This is a genomic window from Streptomyces phaeofaciens, assembly GCF_014648915.1.
Taxonomy (GTDB): Bacteria; Actinomycetota; Actinomycetes; order Streptomycetales; family Streptomycetaceae; genus Streptomyces; species Streptomyces phaeofaciens.
This window is the reverse complement of the sequence record NZ_BMSA01000045.1, coordinates 1-16925: the sequence shown is the minus strand read 5'-3', so window position 1 is coordinate 16925 and position 16925 is coordinate 1. Positions and strand designations below refer to the sequence as shown.

The 16925-nt window shown below is 64.5% G+C and carries 10 protein-coding genes and 3 pseudogenes; 7 read left to right on the top strand and 6 right to left on the bottom strand.

Annotated elements, in window-relative coordinates; genetic code table 11:
* The first annotated feature begins 261 nt into the window (after positions 1-261).
* Complete coding sequence (locus IE275_RS42090; protein WP_189717983.1) at positions 262-1038, top strand: hypothetical protein; 777 nt, start codon at positions 262-264, stop codon at positions 1036-1038.
* A gap of 138 nt (positions 1039-1176) precedes the next feature.
* Here the strand turns inward: IE275_RS42090 and IE275_RS42085 are convergent, their stop codons facing one another.
* The 5 genes and pseudogenes from IE275_RS42085 to IE275_RS42065 all read right to left on the bottom strand — a co-directional run bounded on the left by IE275_RS42085 (position 1177) and on the right by IE275_RS42065 (position 6051).
* Entirely contained in the window at positions 1177-2256 is a 1080-nt protein-coding gene (locus IE275_RS42085) for an IS110 family RNA-guided transposase (protein ID WP_189718008.1), read from the bottom strand.
* Between the two features lie 202 nt (positions 2257-2458).
* Positions 2459-3269: pseudogene (locus IE275_RS42080) on the bottom strand (IS5 family transposase).
* Between the two features lie 1301 nt (positions 3270-4570).
* Positions 4571-5411: pseudogene (locus IE275_RS42075) on the bottom strand (aldo/keto reductase).
* 101 nt (positions 5412-5512) lie between these two features.
* Positions 5513-5839: a hypothetical protein gene (locus tag IE275_RS42070; RefSeq protein ID WP_189717982.1), complete on the bottom strand. Its 327-nt coding sequence runs from the start codon at positions 5837-5839 to the stop codon at positions 5513-5515.
* Positions 5840-5874: 35 nt separating this feature from the next.
* Positions 5875-6051: a hypothetical protein gene (locus tag IE275_RS42065; RefSeq protein ID WP_189717981.1), complete on the bottom strand. Its 177-nt coding sequence runs from the start codon at positions 6049-6051 to the stop codon at positions 5875-5877.
* A 649-nt stretch (positions 6052-6700) separates the two neighbouring features.
* Between IE275_RS42065 and IE275_RS42060 the strand changes: the two genes are divergently transcribed.
* Together IE275_RS42060 and IE275_RS42055 are read left to right on the top strand one after the other, a co-directional pair.
* Entirely contained in the window at positions 6701-8188 is a 1488-nt protein-coding gene (locus IE275_RS42060; RefSeq protein WP_189717980.1) for a ParB/RepB/Spo0J family partition protein, read from the top strand.
* Positions 8189-8202: 14 nt separating this feature from the next.
* A complete protein-coding gene (locus tag IE275_RS42055) occupies positions 8203-9219 on the top strand; it encodes a ParA family protein (protein ID WP_308435779.1) in 1017 nt (338 codons plus the stop codon).
* 1328 nt (positions 9220-10547) lie between these two features.
* On the opposite strand, the gene IE275_RS47395 is transcribed toward IE275_RS42055, so the two are convergent.
* The gene (locus IE275_RS47395; protein WP_373299385.1) at positions 10548-10889 is read right to left on the bottom strand and encodes a DUF2637 domain-containing protein; all 342 of its coding nucleotides are present in this window, start codon (positions 10887-10889) and stop codon (positions 10548-10550) included.
* A gap of 1109 nt (positions 10890-11998) precedes the next feature.
* On the opposite strand from IE275_RS47395, the gene IE275_RS42045 reads away from it, so the two are divergent.
* The 4 genes and pseudogenes from IE275_RS42045 to IE275_RS42030 all read left to right on the top strand — a co-directional run.
* Positions 11999-13078: a bifunctional DNA primase/polymerase gene (locus IE275_RS42045; RefSeq protein ID WP_189717977.1), complete on the top strand. Its 1080-nt coding sequence runs from the start codon at positions 11999-12001 to the stop codon at positions 13076-13078.
* Positions 13078-14613 carry a DNA primase family protein gene (locus IE275_RS42040; protein WP_189717976.1) on the top strand — a complete coding sequence of 512 codons (1536 nt, stop codon included), beginning with the start codon at positions 13078-13080 and terminating at the stop codon, positions 14611-14613. Before IE275_RS42045 ends, IE275_RS42040 begins: the two co-directional genes overlap by 1 nt.
* A 192-nt stretch (positions 14614-14805) precedes the next feature.
* The gene (locus IE275_RS42035) at positions 14806-15402 is read left to right on the top strand and encodes a DUF6009 family protein (RefSeq protein WP_189717975.1); all 597 of its coding nucleotides are present in this window, start codon (positions 14806-14808) and stop codon (positions 15400-15402) included.
* Between the two features lie 663 nt (positions 15403-16065).
* A pseudogene (locus IE275_RS42030) lies at positions 16066-16263 on the top strand (two-component sensor histidine kinase); the annotation flags it as partial.
* Positions 16264-16925 lie beyond the last annotated feature (662 nt).

Genomic DNA, 16925 nt, shown 5'->3' with positions numbered 1-16925 from the left:
AGTCGGAGCGCGGGGAGGACGTCAATGAACCCTGCGGTTCGATCCGTCAGTTTCGTCAGCGAGACTAGGCAACGAGGTGGGTGTCTGCCTTGTGTAGAAGACGCAGAGGTGGGCGCCGTAGCCTCAGCACTACACGCGTCTGGCTAAGGATATGCCCTTGACCTGCGGATTTAGCGTGCCAGGGAGGGAGGGATGAGAGAAGATTGGTGGGCTAGTCAGAACCCCCCGGCAACAGAGTGTTGCCCATTCCGAAGGACTCTCATGGATCAGAAGAGGCCGCCCAAGCCCCTCAGGGCTGCGGTGGTTGACACCAGTCGTGTCGTGGCGCGTTTCGAGAAGCGGCACACGACAGCCGACAATCCTCGACGGGACGAGTTCCCCGATCCCGAGGCGCCAGGAGCCGAACTCGCAGTCGTGCTCTTCGCACGCAACCACAAGAGGGCACTCCCGCGCCTTGCCCGGCGCGCAGAGGCCATTGACCGCCTGGTCCTCATTCAACAGCTCCGCCTCCTACTCGATCGTGAGGAACTGACCGCGCTTCAGGACGGGAACGAAGCCGGCGCCACATGGAGGCAGTTGGGCGACCCGCTCGGCATCACCACGAAGAACGGGGCCGTTCAGCGAATGCAGCGGCTCCGGGTAGCCGTGGAGCTCGGGCCTTCAGCTCTGCGAGCGCCGCATGTGCTGAGGGCGCACGAGAGAGGCGAAGCGGAGGACGAGGACAGCCGCAGCAGCTGGGTCCAGCTAAACCACGAACGGGTCCGCCGGGCCTCCGCCGACTTCCTCCTCCACCGAGCGGCACTGACTACTGACGACGATGCCGTCGAGTGGCTCGATGACCTGGAGGACCTGCTCAAAGAACCGGTGAGCCCGACCTGCGAAGCCAGCATCATCACCCATCTCCGATTCGCCGTGGAAGAGATCGACCGGGTCTCTGAAGAAGTCGGGCAGACGCCTGCGTGTTCGCCGGAAGCTGCGGTGGCGCTGAAGGCCGTACGCGGCCTGATTGGTGGGTACAGACGCCGGAGCGCCCCGTGAACCTGAATTACGTGGCTGCCTACTTCTCCCGACGCTCGTCCTAGGTCGTGTCCGCAAAGTCAGGGGAGCCAGAGTCGTAGGCAGGCGAGGGTGACCAGGGCTTGGTAGTGGCGGGCGCGTTTGATGCCCCTATGGATGTCAAGCTGCCAGGAGGCGGGTGTGTGGGCCTGCGCTGGCGAGGGTGATCAGCCGGTGGATCTCGCGTGCGACGTAGCGTTTGAGGCAGCGGAGTGCTTCGCGTCGGGTCTTGCCTTCGGAGACCCGCCTGTCGACGTAGCTGCGGGTGCGGGTGTCCCAGCGAAGACGGGCCAGCACGACGGTATAGAGGGCGGAGTTGGCCTGCCGGTTTCCGCCGCGGTTGAGGCGCCGACGCTGGGTTTTCCCGGAGGAGGCTTCGACTGGGCTGACGCCGCAGAGGGCCGCGAACGAGGCCTCGCTGCGGAGCCGTTCCGGGTTGTCGCCCGCTGCAATGAGAAGGGTCGCGGCGGTGTCCGGGCCGACGCCGTAGCACTCCAGCAGCTGCGGGTTGTGCTGCGTGATGACGTCTGTGATCCGCGTGCTGAGGTCTTCGATCTCCTCGGTGAGGTGCTGAATCCGCCGGGCCAGGAGCTTGAGCGTGTGGGTGGTGGCGCCGACCGTTCCGGGGGCCGAGCTGTCGAGCCCGGCGCAGGCGCGGATCAGCTTCGGGTTGCTCAGGCCAGCCAGTGAATCGCGGAGCTCGGGATCGGTGGCCACGAGAACGGCTTTGAGCTGGTTGATCGCCTGAGCCCGGGACTTGGTCGCGGAGGCCTTGGCCATCTTGAACAGCCTGAGCATCTCCACGGGCCCGTCGCTGGCCTTCGCGGTCGCGGTCGCCCTGCCGGTGATCACTGCGCGGGCTGCGGCCTCGGCGTCGATGATGTCGCTCTTGCCGCGGCGCCGGCGGGTGGCCTTGTCAGGCTGATTGACCTCGAAGACAGTGATGCCCTGGCTGTGGAGATACCGGCTGAGTGCGGCGCCGTATGAGCCTGTGCACTCCACCCCGGCCCGGCTGAGGTGCCCGAGCGTTTGGGCCCAGTCCAGTAACTGTTCGTAGCCATCGGCGGTCGTCGGAAAGCTCCGGCTCTCGACGAAGGCACCAGCAGTCGTGACCACGGCAGCGACGTGGACATCTTTGTGGGTGTCGACACCCAGCACGATGTCGGGGGTGTCTTGGTCCAGTGGAACGGCCTGGGTCATCCTGGTCACGGTCACCTGTTCTCCTGCAGCCATGGGAAGCGGGGCGGCCATCGCTGGATCGGTCAGGGCGGTCAGGACTGTGACGGTGCCTCTCGCGAAGGCCCCTATCGGGACACGCCCGCCGGTCCAGCGGCAGCGAGTACCGCTCCGGACAGTGGCCGACAGATCAAACACAAGGCACAAGGGCCAGTCGTAACGCGGGTCAGGCCACCGCCCGGAGCGGCACCCGAACATCCTCACAGTCGTAGCGGGTGGCCAGGGCTTTGTTGTGCTTGAGCCGGTTGAAGCAGCGTTCGACGACGTTGCGGCGCCGATAGGCGGCCCGGTCGAGCCGGCAGCGGCTCTCGCCCCGCCGGATGCGGCCGTTGATCTGGGCGATCCGTTCCGGGATGGCGCCTTGATGCCCCGCCTGCGCAGGTAGGCGCGGATCTTCGTCGACGAGTAGCCCTTGTCCGCCGCGACCAGCGCGGGGCGGGTGCGAGGACGGCCGGGCCCGCACCGCTCAATGCGGATGCGGGCCATCACCGACTCGAACTGGGTGCAGTCGTTGACGTTCCCGGCGGTCAGGACGAAGGCCAGGGGCCTGCCCTCGCCGTCGCAGGCGAGGTGGATCTTCGTGGTCAGTCCGCCGCGGGAGCGGCCGATCGCCTCGCCCGGCCAGTCCTGCCCCTTTTTCGGGCTCCGGCCGCGTGCTGGTGGGCGCGCACGGTGGTGGAGTCGACGGACACGACGGTCCAGTCGACGGCGCCGACGGCATCGGAATGCTGCTGGACGTGGGCCAGCAGGCGGTCCCAGGTGCCGTCGGCGGACCAGCGGCGGAAGCGTTCGTAGACCGTTTTCCATGGCCCGTAGCGCTCGGGCAGGTCCCGCCAGGCGGCTCCCGTGGACAGCTTCCACAGAATGCCGTTGAGGACCTGCCGTCGGTCACGGACCGGGCGGCCCATTCGCGGCGGAGCCAGCAACGGCTCCAGGACCGCCCATGCCTGATCAGTCAGCTCGTGACGACGCACCACGAACAGACCAACGCACCAAGCACTTTGCGGACACGTCCTAGGCGCAGGTTAGAGCGAGTTGGTGTGTCCTTTCCGCTTGCCACCGCCCCATAGCCTCTGAACTCGGCTGAGGGGGTTCCGAGGGCTCCGGGCCCCCCGAGCGTCCACGTGTGGCGCCGCATCGATCAGATCCCTCCTCCTCGTCCACGTGCGACAGGCGTAGAGCACGTAGCGTACGAAACATCTCAGTAGGTTCTTCTATGTGGCACCGAAGAGTTGAGTCAGTACAGGCGACCGCGCCCCAACCGGAGAGGGAAGCGCAAGTAGAAGCGGGCAGCCCGGACAAGACGGCAACGACCTGCTCACCACGCCGAGGACGACACCCCGTGCGCGACGACGGCTACAAGTACGGCGCGAACGGTACTGGAGTGTGCACCGACCTGGTTCAGGCCACCGTCGCCGCCTGGTCCAGTCTCAGCTACACGAGTGACCCGGCGTCGCCACTGCGCAGCGTCAACGATGGAGCCATTCATAGCGGCACAACCTCACGCCCGACCGGCCGCCCCGCAGTGGCCCGCACGATCGCACTCTCACCGTCTATGAAGTCGAGTGCCCCTATCGAAGCCCTCCCCCACTACGCCAGCACCCGCATCCGCTGTGTGCTGCCCAACTCCTGAAATGTTCCATGCGGCAACTGCGGCGCAGATCAATGCACAACTGCATTTCAGTGCCCAGGTCGGCGTGTTGTCGACTGAAATCCTCGACACGATCCGACAGACACACCCACCACGTGACAGAGACTGAGCGCCGCGCTCTGCCCACAGGCGACACCGTCCGCTTGCAGGCAGTCGCTCGGCCCCTGTGTTTCCAAGGAGACCGGCCCTGCACGTCACTGCGAGGGGCTGGTGAGGGACGGTGTTCCGTGACCGCGAGTTGAGTCCAGTCTTGACCAGTCGATAGTGTCGCGGAAGAGCTGCACAGCCAACTGCAGAGAAGGCATCAGACCCCGCAGCCATGCCGGTCCACGTCGTGCAGCGTAGACGTTGAGCCGGGACACCACACGGGCGTGACTGCTACACCCGGTTGCCAGACAATCGAGCAGAGCACCCATGACTCGTTCTGCGACTCGTTCGAGGCAGTTTCGTCGACGAAACCGTGGTAGCCCTCGGACGCCACAGTCCGCCCCTCCCCCGGACGTCTTATGTCCTGTCGCACCGAAGTTTGATCAATCTCATGGACCTCTGACCGACTCGATTCCTGGCCAACGGTGCGCCTTCGAAACTCCGTGACCGACCTTCGCTGCCAGGCCGGAGCGAAGCCTCCTACGCCGGCTCGGCCAGCCGGTCGAGTTGCTCGTGGTGGGCCGATGTCAGGTGGAGGTGTGCCGCAGCGAGGTTCTCCTCCAAGTGGTCGATCCGGGCAGTGCCCGGGATCGGGAGGATGACCGGCGAATGATCGAGGAGCCACGCGAGCGACACCTGCGCGGGGGTGACTTCGAGTTCGGCCGCCACGGCGGCGATCTCGGCCATCGCGCTTGACGCCGCTCCGGCGACCCGGCCGCCATAGCAGGAACGCGATCCCTGCTGCCTCGCACGCCGTGAGCACAGGCTCGTGCTCACGGTCCAGCAGGCTGTAGCGGTTCTGTACGCTCACGACCTCAATGATCTTCCGCGCCTGGTCTAGCTCGGTAACCGTGACCTCGGACAGTCCGATCCGGCCGACCTTGCCCTCGGCCTGGAGCTCCCGCAGCACCCCGAGCTGGTCGGCGAGGGGTACCTCAGGATCGATGCGGTGCAGCTGGAGCAGCTCAATCCGCTCGACACGCAGTCGACGCAGGGCATGTTCGACCTGACCGCAGAGGGCATCAGGCCGCCCGTCGAATCTCCACTCGCCCGCGGAAGCCGATCGCGCGATGCCGACCTTGGTCGCGATGAGCAGCCCGTCCGCGTAGGGGTACAGGGCCTCGGCGAGGAGTTCCTCGTTGGCTCCCCAGCCATACATGTGAGCGGTGGCGATCAGCGTGGTGCCCAGCTCGACGGCCCGTCGGGCGACCTGGAGGGAAGCCTCGCGAGCGGGGCCTGGCTCGGTCGGCAGGCGCATCGCTCCGAATCCGCGCCTCCGTACGCTCGGGTCCCCGCCCATGCGAAACGTAGTCGATCTCATCTCTGCTCCCCGCCTCCTAGCTCAAGTGGCAGGGGAAAGCCAACAACGCTGCTGGTCTGGGCATGGGGCTGGTCTCAAGCACGGTGAGACGAATCCACCGGTCACCGAACTTCAACGAGACCGGTGAACCCTCGGTGCGACGAGACATCCCAGCCGCAAGCGCTGAGGGCGGCCCATCCGGGCCTTACGCCTTGCAGGCCGCGCGAGTCCTGCCCGTTGGTTTCGCCGACGAAACCCAACCCCTGCAGATCGGGACCTCCATCGTCTATGCGTCGTTGACTCGTCGCAGCGAAGATTGAGCGCTTCTCATCGAGGTTGCGCGGCTGACTGTGCTGGTGCCATTGGGAGATCATTTGCGACTTCCAGAGCTGAACCAGCGCTTCCTGAAACGGATGACCAGCGGGCACCCGGCTCAACCACTCCGCCATTCGCTCGCGTCACCGTCCTTGGCGGACGCAACCTTTCAGCAGGGCCCCAGTGGCAAGCCCGGCCGACGCCAGCCCTGCTGCGAACCATCGGAGATCACCCCCGTCAGATCTGCCGCCTCTACCAGTGCGAGGCCGGAAAGAGCAGACAGGATGGGCGAGAGCTTGCGGATCCAGAACAGATCAGGCTCTTCAGGGATGGCGTGGTCTGACACGATGGCGCTTCCGTTGTTGTCTCCGAATGCGTGGCAGGAGACGCGAGCTACAAGAGGCTGCTCCCCTGGGCACCTACTGTTTGCAAGCCTGTCCAGCCAGCTGCAATTGCCCCGTGCCCCCGTGGCAGGCCTCGCCAGTGAACTCGTCGCTCATTGGTACGGACTCGATCCAGTCAATCCCAAGTGCGGCGTGTCCAACCAGAACGTGGCTTCCTGGGCGTGGTGAGGGGCGAGGTTCGCCACCACCAGAAACCGGGTTCGCCACGCAGCGCCTCCCAGGTTCGGAGGTAGTCCCCGAAACCCGGCCGCTGCGTTGGCCTGGGCGCGGGTGAGCGCAGCACCTTGACCCCGACAAGATCTGGCTTCGCCCCCCTTCCCAGCTCGGCATCTAGTTTCGTCGGCGAAACCCCTACCGCCAGGATCAGTGTTCTACATGAGGCTGTAGGCCCGGTATATGAAGTTTGTGCCGCTGGCCAAGGGCAGTTTGCCGCAGACGTCGTGATCAACACGCTATGGTTCTGGCGATCCGCATCACGTCCAGCTTGGAGACTGCATGCCACGCGACAGGAAGAACAAGACCCCCGCAGCGCCCCCGGCCCCGCCGCTTCCCGCAGCGTCGGCAGGAGCGCCGGCCGCAGGCAATCCCTCCATGGCTCCCCGCGGTCAGTTCAACCGGCGGCAGGAAGGCCAGCGGTTCCTCACGCCCTTGCAGTCGATTGCTCCGAATCCTCGCAACCTGCGTGAGGAGTGGGAGTACGAGACTGACGAGTTTGAAGAGTTCAAGAACAACGTCGAGAACACCGAGTTGATCCAGGACCCTGCGGTCTGCTCGGTCGACGCCTATACCGCGAAGTATCCGGAGCACGCGAACGCCTTTGGCCCGACGGTCGAGTGGGTTCTCCTGGCGGGTGAGCGGCGCTACAGGGCGCTCCTTGGAAAGAAGGCCCTCACCGAGAGTGTGCCGGTCGTGCTCCGCGACACCCTTCTGCAGAAGGGGGACTTCGTCCTTCTCAGCGAGAACAACTTCCGCAAGGGTTGGGATCCTATCCAGGAAGCGATGCTTCTCGATCGAATCCGGCGAGAGGAGGGCCTCACCTACGACGAGATCTTGGCGAAGCTCGGCGGAGAGCAGAGCGCCATCAAACGACGTTCCGACATCTCGAAGCGCATGAAGCTCCTCGAGCTGCAGGACGGTTCTCTACGACGCGCGATCCGCGAAGGCAGTATCGGCCTGGAGCCGGCCTACACCTTGGTCAGCCGCCTTAAGGAACCCGAGCTGGTCGAGGAGGGCTGGGCCCTGATGCAGGCGGACGGGGTCACAGCGCGAGTCGCATGCGACACCCTGCTGGGCAAGACGCATCCGTCCCTCCAGGAAGCAAGCGATCCCGACTCCAACAACACGACCCCGGATCTACCTCACGAGCTATCCGAAGGCGGCCCGAGTTCATCTTCGTCCGCTGAGGGTGCTGGTACTTCGGAGAGGACTACCAGGCAACAGGAACAGGCCGCACAGGACGGTGCTGAGCAGCAAGTCGCAGTGGGGCACACGGTGACGTCGGCATCACCTGAGCCTCTCGGCTCCGCTGCCCTCGCAGATGATTTCGTCGGAGCAGCTGTCGGCACCAACGACATCAAGGTGCCGACCCAGCAGAGCTCCGGCTCCGAGCTCTCGCCTGCTCAAGCCTCGCCCGCACCTGTGGACACGAAGAGGTCTCCTGATGAGGCTGAGTCGAGCGCTGAGAAAGACGTCAACGCCCGAATCACCGCCTGCACGAAGGTGTTGTCATCTGTCCCATCGTCGATCCCGGATGCCGGCATGCTGCGAGTCGCTGTGCACACACTCCTGGAGGCTCCGCCCCAAGCCTTTGACCTCGCCGTGCAGCTCGCGGAGCGGGTCGGGCTGACGGACAGCAACCGATTCAGGTATGTTGCAGCTCTTGGAGCGGCAGACGACAGCGGCGTCCTCACCATGGCGTACGCGGTCGCCCTCGCAACCGACGAGCTGCACTTGCGCAGCGTCGGGAATCACCTTGACGCCCGTGCCGCCGACTACCTGAAGCACCTTCACGACAGTGCTGGTTACGACGTCACGGGATACCAGTCAGCCCTTGAGGCAATTTCGTCAGCGAAACTCTGAGCTCTGGAGCCCCCGTGACTCAACCGTCCCGCCACTCAATCGCTCTGCCCCGGCAGCTCCCACTCGCTCGGCGTCTGTACCCGGACGGCCCGCTCGTTGTGGCTTACGCCAACGAAGGGGGCGGAACGAGGAAGACCACCGGCATCGTGAATACTGCGGTCAGCCTGGGCAGCCAGGGACTTAAGGTGGGCATCGCCGACTGCGACCAGACGATGGCGGCGTCCACGTACCTCGGCTATGGCGTCACGAACAGGAAGTACTACCCCCAGCGCACTGAGCTGACCTATTCGCGCCTGGCCCAGATGCCCAATATCTATGGCGTTCTCACGGGCGAGTGTGACCTCAAGGAATCCATGGTTCCTGCGCGTACCCGAGCCGTGCCCGTCACTCGAGGAGAGCAGGGCGAGCTCCTGGACGACGAGCGCTGGGACTCTGATCAGTGCTTCGAAGCCATCCCTAACGTCAGCTTGATCCTGGGATCCCGTGACATGGCGATCGCCTCTGAAGACATTCGCAATGCTGGCCGCCCTGGCTCCCGCTCAAAGGCGGGGCTCCACTGGCTCCGGAAGTCCATCGAAGCGTTGCCCTCGGGCACGCTCGATGTTCTCCTCATCGACAGCCGGGGAACCTTCGACACTCTCGAACTCACTGAGCTTGGTGCGTCCGACTATGTCGTCGGCTGCGTCAAGCCGGACACCAAGGACGACGACACTCTGCACGGGCTCAAGGCACTCATCAGCACCGCGCAGGAACAGTTCGAGTTCTCAGGCGGATCTGCTGACCTCCGATACATCCTCTTCAACGGCTACGTGAAGAACCGCGGCAAGTTCTACGTGGAGATGTACGAGGAGCTCAAAGCCTTCTACGGCGACATGCTCCTGCCGTACGTCTCTGAGAACGTGCAGGTGGCTGAGAGCGTCAAGGCGCAGGAGCCTGTCCACTACTGGATGGAGGGGCAGGATCCGCTGATCGTGGAGCAGTTCGACGCGATCGCCAGGGTCATCGAGCGCGATCTTCGTCTTGCGGCATAGGAGTTTCGCCGACGAAACCCGTATGCCGCAAGCTGGGCCTGGTTCAAATCAACCTAGGACCAGGTCCAGCGGGCATTCCGGAGTCTCGGGTCACGTGCCATCTGTGCATTCATGCGCCACAGCGGGCAGTACTGTCTGGCGAGGCGGCCGACGTAGATAGCCCGGTACAGGCATGCATTGCGGCGGTCCTACATTCGCGACTCTGGGCCCATGACCAGCGGGTTCACAACTACACTGTGTGCGCGCTCTCTTTGGTCCTGCCTGGAGCCTTCGAAGCTTGCTGGTGGTGGCCGAGACGGCTCTCCTCAGAGCTCGAGGAATCAACGCTTTCAGTCTCTCGTTCGTAGCGGGACGCCCACAGTTCGATACCGCCGCACGCTGACCGCGCTCATCGGCGGTCGCTTCCGCCCAGTGATGCCATGCTCCTGAAACAGGAGCTGCAACAGAGCAGGCATGCTGGGATACTTTCCCGCCCGATCTGTAAGGCCAGCGAACACGGTGGAGATAGCCTCGGCCCGCGTAGCGCCCGTGCCGGTAATGGCGCCGCCGCTTCGAGCCATCTCCGTTTCAGGCAGTGTCTCCGACTTAGGCTCAGTCTCGGGCTTGCCCCGAGGCGCGCACTCGCCTTCTGGCTCCAGGTCAGGTTCGGGCATGGTGGGCAGGGCACCGTCTACCTCAAGGGTGAGGGGCGCCGGAGCCCCTGCTTCCTCAGTCCTGCTCCTGGAACGATTCTCCTCCCTGGCTGAAGGCTGCCTAGCTTCCCGGGTGAGGCGAGCGGTGGTAGGAGTTGGTTCCGCTGACGCGACCTCTGTATCAGGGTGCCGCGCAGGGACGCGCTGCCCAGGCCGGGGCGGGGCGGACGCCCGGTTGCGCGGCTGGGGGTGATGAGGGGGCTGCGCCGCGGGAGGTGTCGCAGCTCTCGGCCTCAGGGTCACGTTCTTGGGTTTCGGGACGCCGAGGGCCGCCAGGCGGAGCGGCAGCAGTTCCTCAACTGTGGCTCTAGAGCGCCACCCGATGCCGTGTCGCTGGTTGAGCTTGGCGAGGTAAAGGAGCCGGTCCTGCTCCGCTTTGAGGGCTGATGGGTAGGACTGGTTCCACAGCTGCATGCCGCGCCAGAGTTTGAAGGTTCGGGACGGAGGAGAGTGGCCAGCGGGCCGGGCGGATGCCGTTGATGTGCCGGGTGTCGCTGATGCCGCCCAAAATGCCCACGGCATGGCGGGCTGCTTCTACCGTCACTATGAAGATCACAGGCATGGCTGCCTGCATGGCAGTCCCCAGCGGGTCCGGCAGAACTGTCGCATTAAGGCGATGGTCGCGCCGGTCAGACGTCATGCGGTGTGGCGCAGCAGAGGGAAGGGACAGCGAAGCCAGCTGTGGAGAACGTCGAGCGCCAGGACGAAACGGATGCCGCAGTCGATCCCGATGAGGACGACGACTGAGAGCGTGTCGAGGCTTTTGGACGCCGCGAGATCGCGTACTGCCGTGTAAGACCCGACGAAGGCAATGCTGGTGACAAACAGCCCACTCACAATCACGGCTGTGATGAGCAGTCGTGGGAGGGGAGTGAGGGTTGTCTGCTGGTGCGCAGGTAGGTGCCCCTTGCGATGAGGTCGGTCGATACGAGGCTCTGAAGGGGTCCTCGAATGCCTCTTTACGGGCCTTCGTAACATACGGCAGTGGTGATCGTTGACCGAATTCTAGGCCGGCCTGAGGTGCAGTTGGAGACCCTGGCCGAGGGTCACCCATGCCGAAGGGCTTGGGTTGTCGGGGCGGGTGTTGGGACCGCGTATCGCCGGTACCGGGAATGGGGGATGGGGTGTTGCCTGACCTGCGGCCTGACCTGCGGGGATGGCGCGAGAAAGCCACTAATCTGCTCATCTCCGGCGTGTCGGGCGCGGCATGTTTGACCACGGTGCTGGGACTGGAGTTAAGTGTGATCGCAGCTCTGGTGGTCGAGCCTCTTCCACCGGGGCGAGCCCCCGGTTGTGCGAGGGCGCTGAGTGTTCCCCAGAGGTCGTATCTGGGGCTGGATCGGTTTCGAGTACCAGGGACGGTTGATGATCGATGTGGCAGCGCTGCGGCAGCCCCGGTCGCAGCACTGGGTTGCCTCGCAGTCTGGTGTGAGTCGGCAGACTCTTCGGAATCTTTCCCGGATTGGTCTGTTGCCGCCGGCACAACAGCTCACTGGGGCAGACGTAGTTGTGGCCCGGTGTGCTCATGCTCTCGGCGCCACACGTTCCACCAATCGCCGGGAACAGGCGGGGGAGTGGACCGCGGCAGCACAGGAACGGGACCGAAAATTGATCAAGACGGTGCGCAGTCTCCTGAACTCTGGACAGTTCGATGCCCGCACCACCATTGTCGTGTATCCCGACAAATGCGAGGCTACTGCCGCCCTTGAGGCGGTGTCCGAGTGGATGCACACCGGGGAAGCTGCCGAGCACTTGGTGCTGCTGCCGGTTGGGAAGTGGGCCTTGGCTGTTCCAGGGGCCGCAGAAGAGGCGGCGAACGAGGGGGTACTTGTGGCATAAGAAAAGGCACCCTCAACTGCCGGAAACAGTGAGGGTGCCTTCACGCAGGCTGGGCCTCCGCTTGGTGCTGTCGAGGTTACCAGCCAGATCACGGACTGACCGGTTCGCCAGGTCGGCCATCCGCCCTTCTCTCCTTCATTGCACATTCAAGAGCTGGTGATCATGACGACAACCCACCTCGTCCAGTGGCACAGCAGGCCAGCCGCGGACCGCTTTCGGTTCCCAAGCACAGCAGGATCCTCACTTCGATGAGAACTGCCAACTCCATCGACATCGCACGCTGGTGCGCGCGCCAGGGATGGCCTGTACATCCACTGCAGCCCATGCGGAAGCTCCCGATGCCAGGGTGCTCACGCTGCCGCAGCAGCCATCCCGAATACGTTCCACACACCGTGGCGGAGTGCGGCTGCCTGAGTCGAGGGCTTTGGTGCCACGGCTTCCACGCAGCGACGCGAGACTCCGCGCTGATCGATCGGTGGTGGGGCCGAAACCCGAATATGGGCGTCGGAATCTCTACTGGGCCGGCTGAACTACTGGTAGTTGACCTCGACTGCCACGCAGACACGCCGCCTTCGGAACCCTCCGAAGTCCTGCCTGCCTTCTCCGTGCCCGAGGACCTGCTCAAGGCAGTCCGTAACGGGCTCGACGCCTTCCGTATCCTGAGCCAAGCCCTCGACGGCGAAGACTTCACCGATGGGGAGCGCACCCTGGCCGTGCGTACACCGAGCGGCGGGATGCATCTGTACTTCCGCACACCGCGGCAGACCACTTGGCGGTGCTCCACAGGAGGCAACCTCAAAGGGGTAGCGCTGGGGTGGCAGCTGGACGTACGTGCTCACGGCGGCTACATCATCGCGCCAGGCACCCAGGTTGCTGCCGGAATCTATGAGGCAGTGGGTTCTTGCCGACAGCCTGCCCGGCTGCCCGGATGGCTGGCGGGCGCTCTTGAGCAAACCGGACATCTCCTTGCGGCAAGGCCTCCGGCACAGACACGCTCCCGAGTCCCCAACCGGGCCCGCATGGCCACGACTTCCCCCGCAACGACCTCCGCATGGGCGGCGAAGGTTGCAGCAACTGCTTTGAGTGACGTGGCAGACTGCGCATCAATCAGCGAGGGCAGCGGCTGGAACACCAAGGTCAACCGGGCCGCCTATACCCTCGGCGGGCTGGTAGCTGCGGGGTTCATCACCAACCAAGCCGGGGCCGAGGCCGCCCTCTTGGAGGCCGCGCTTTACGCCCGTCCAGAGCGCGCGCAGCAGGCACGCAGCATCATCCAATCCGGACTGGTCGCAGGACAGCGCCAGCCCCTCACTCCGAAAGACCGCTGATGAGCACCACGAGCAGTTCTGTGCCGACGAGCCGGGTTCCGGAGTCCTACAGCGCCTCAGCTTCGGCTCAGGCGCTGATCGGGGCTGATCACCCCGCCGAGTACAAACCTGTTGAGGTGCTCCTCCCGTCCTCTCTGACGGACTGGGGCATGGCCAACCTCTTCTCGAAGGTGTTCGGCGACGAGTACCGGTTTGTTCCCGAACATGGCTGGTACAAGTGGGCTGGACACCGATGGCAGCTCGACGCAAAGTTGAAGGCTATCCAGCACTCGGTGTTCCAACTCGCTGAGCAAATGCCCTTTCCCGACCCTCGGGAGAACTCCTCAGTCCGGTTCCCGGATAGGGAGCTAGGGAAGCACAAGAAGAAGTCACTCAGCATTGCCGGTGCCCGGGCACTTATCGCCACCGCGGAGAGTCTGCCGGATCTCATGCTGGAGTCCAACGAGCTCGATGCCGACCCCTACGCCCTGTGCACGCCTGTGGGCATCGCCAACCTGAGGACGGGTGGGTTCCTTGAGCCCGGCCGCGATCAGGCTCACACACGCTCCACCATGGTGGGGCCGCGCCGGATGCCGACGCCGATCTGGGACAAGTTCTTGGTCGACACTTTCGGAGATGATGCCGAGGGCCGGGAGATGATCGCCTACCTCCAGCGGCTATGCGGATACAGCATCTCTGGCGACGTCGATGCCCAGATCATGCCCTTCTTGTTCGGTGAGGGACAAAACGGCAAGTCTGTGCTGGTAGCTGTCTTGCTGGCGCTCCTCGGGGACTATGCCGATACGGCTCCGCCGAACTTCCTCATGGCTCCGTTGTACCCGGACCACCCGACGGAGATGGCGGATCTGCAAGGCCGCCGGTTGGTGTTCTGCAGCGAGATCGACCCGGGGGCGAAGTTCGACGAAGCGAAACTGAAGCTCCTCACCGGGGGAGACCAGATCAAAGCCCGGAGGATGCGGCAGGACTTCTTCACCTTCAGCCCGACCCACAAACTCTGGTTGATCGGTAATCACCGCCCGACGGTGGAGACCGGCGGCTACTCTTTCTGGCGCCGAATGCGGATCATCCTGTTCGCCCGAACCGTACGGGACCAGGACGTAGTGGAGAACCTGGCGGCCAAGATGATCTCGAAGGAAGGGCCTGGCATCCTCCAGTGGCTCATCGACGGTGCTGTCGCGTACTTCGATGGGGACGACCGCAAGCTCGCCGGCCCTGACTCCGTTCGGCTCGCGACACAGGACTACGAGGAGAGCGAAGACACTGTTGGCCAGTTCGTCAGCGAATGCTGTGTGGTGGGTCCGCACAACGCCTACCGCGCAGAGCAGGCACAGCTGCGACGCGCCTACGAAGCTTGGTGCACCACGACAGGGATGCGACCCGTCCCGGTTCGTGAGTTCGGCAACGCCGTCAGGCGCCTAGCCAAGATGAAGAGCGCGAAGGACATGGTCAAAAGCAACGGCCGCCGGCACTACGTGGGTATTGGTCTCGTAGAAGAGACCCAAGACCAGTCCGAGACGGCAGGGGCACAGCAATGAGCCAGGGACAGAAGTCCTGCTTCACTTCACAACTGAAAAAGGCCTGGTCAGAGGCCATGTGGTCGTCAGATCAGGGACACACAGGGACACGCTTCCCCTATATGTCTTCGTTCTGGAACGTCTTCCTGTTCTCCCGACAAGATAAAGAATCTGTCCCTAAGAGTCCCTGTGAGTCCCTCAATGCCTGCTGACATGCCGTCCGACCTGGTGTTTTCTGAGCAGGGACAGAACCTTGCGTTCAGGGGCACAAAATGTCCCTCCTCGCTGACTGTTCCCAACCCCCGCCAGCACGCCGTGACCGAGGAAGGGGTCTCGTCGATGTCCGACACCTTGGCGCAAAAGATCACCGACGAGGTGGAGATCGTCTGGGTTGAGGGGGAGGAGGCCGTCATGGCGAGGTACGACTACGTTCGCCAGGACTTGGTGAAGACCCCTAAGAAGCGCGGTGTGCCGCGGATCACCTGGGACGCGCGTATCGTCGGCTATGCCAACCTCAGCCCGGAGGCCGAGCCCCCGCCCCGGCTCGGCTCGGGGCGGTGGGAACGACGCGTTTTCTATGTCACCCCCAGAGACCGTAGTGAGAGCGAGGCCGCCAGCGAACGGGTCCTGTTTCAGGAGTCCACGCCGACAGAAGCGGTTGACCCACGAACAGTCAAACCGAAGGTGGTGGGCACCCTGACGGACCGCGCTCGAGGAAAGTACACGTCCTTGGAGAATGTGCCCGCCTTCACCAACGCTGCAGAGGACACCCAACCTCCGGCGCCGGGAGAGAAGGGGATGCTCTTCTGACTTGATCTACCGCTTGACTCCACTCCGCCCTCAGATACTGGAAATCTGTCCCTGTGTGTCCCTGAGAAGGTGTGAGCAGGCGTAACCTGCTTCTCTGACCTGGGCTTTTACTCGGAACTGGGGAGGAAGGGACACTGTCCCTTCCTCCCCAGTTCCGAGTCGCGGTAAGGCAAGCTGAACCCCCGGCACGGCCGCGATGCCTAGGGACACAGGGACGCCCAGGGACACACCTTGCAGCAAAACTCTGAGAATTGAGCGGCCTTGCCAGGCCATCACCGTCGCTGCGGGCGACCGGCGTTAGCCTCCGCCACTTGCTGGCTACCTACCAGAGCGCTCAGGTCGCACATGGCCCACAGGCCCTCGATAACTCGGTTCTCCGACCAGCGGCTCAGCTGCTGGCGTGCCTAGGTCGTCTCAAGCCTCCTGCACGCTCTGTTTGGCTGGGTAAAGCACCCAGCCCGCCCAGGAGCAGCAGCTTCATGCGATCTCCGAAGAGCTGGAGTGCCATGCGCAACTGACCCCGCACGAACGCGATGTCGAGGACTCCGTGTGTCGAGCAGGAAAGACCGTTCCGGCTGGTCTGCGTTTATCCTGGCCGGCTCGTCCCGCTAGGAATCTGGTCCGTTTCAACCGCCTCCGCCGCCGACAGGGCCTTTGCAGTCTCGCCCACCCCAGATCCGCCCCCTGGTCCTGATGACCGCGGTCGTGAGGGCGGCCGGCCTGTTCGGCTGGTGGCTGGCACGGCGGATCACCCACCGGCTGGTCATCCTCACCGCCGCCGCCGAGGACGTCGCCCGCACCCGGCGCCTCGGCGTGCAGGTCCCGGTCACCGGCCACGACGTCGGACAAGTTGCTGCCGCACCAGCCCGCTCCGGGCTCGCCAGTACTTTCACCTGGAATAGGCAGGCAAGCGTGGTCAGGAGTTCGTTCCGGAATGGACACCAAGCCCAGTGAGTACACGGTAGTGGCTGTTGAAGCGGGCGACGGATACCAGACGGAGGGACACACAGGGACACAGCTGACGCTAAAACACTGTCGGTGTAGAGCAGTTGGTAAGCCGGGCTACCTGTCGCGCTGCACATAGTGGGTGCTCTGGTCGCGGGGTACGTCCGCAGCCAGGGCCGGGAGCCAGCCGCGGCGGCGCTGGTCTCCAGTCACGGCGAGGCGGCCGCCGTCGTCGCCTCGTGGGCCAGGGAAAGTGCTCTGTCCGCAGCAGGACTGACAGTGCCGCTCACGCGTCTCGCGGCGGCCGTTCCACCGCGACTGCACCGGACGACTCGCTGCTGCACCGGACCGAGCCCAGCATCGCGGAAGCGGCGGGGGAGCTGCTGGAAGCGGCCACCACGCACTACGCGGACACCGCCCGCACCGACCGCGCTCTGGAAGCCTTTGTGGAAGCGGTACGCCTTGCGCTGGCGCCCCCCGGCTCTGCCTTGGCGGTGGTGGGAGCGGCGGCGGGCGACTGCCGGTCGTGTCCCTTGACGTGGTGTAGGCGATCAATCGTCGGTCGTGTTGGTGGTGTT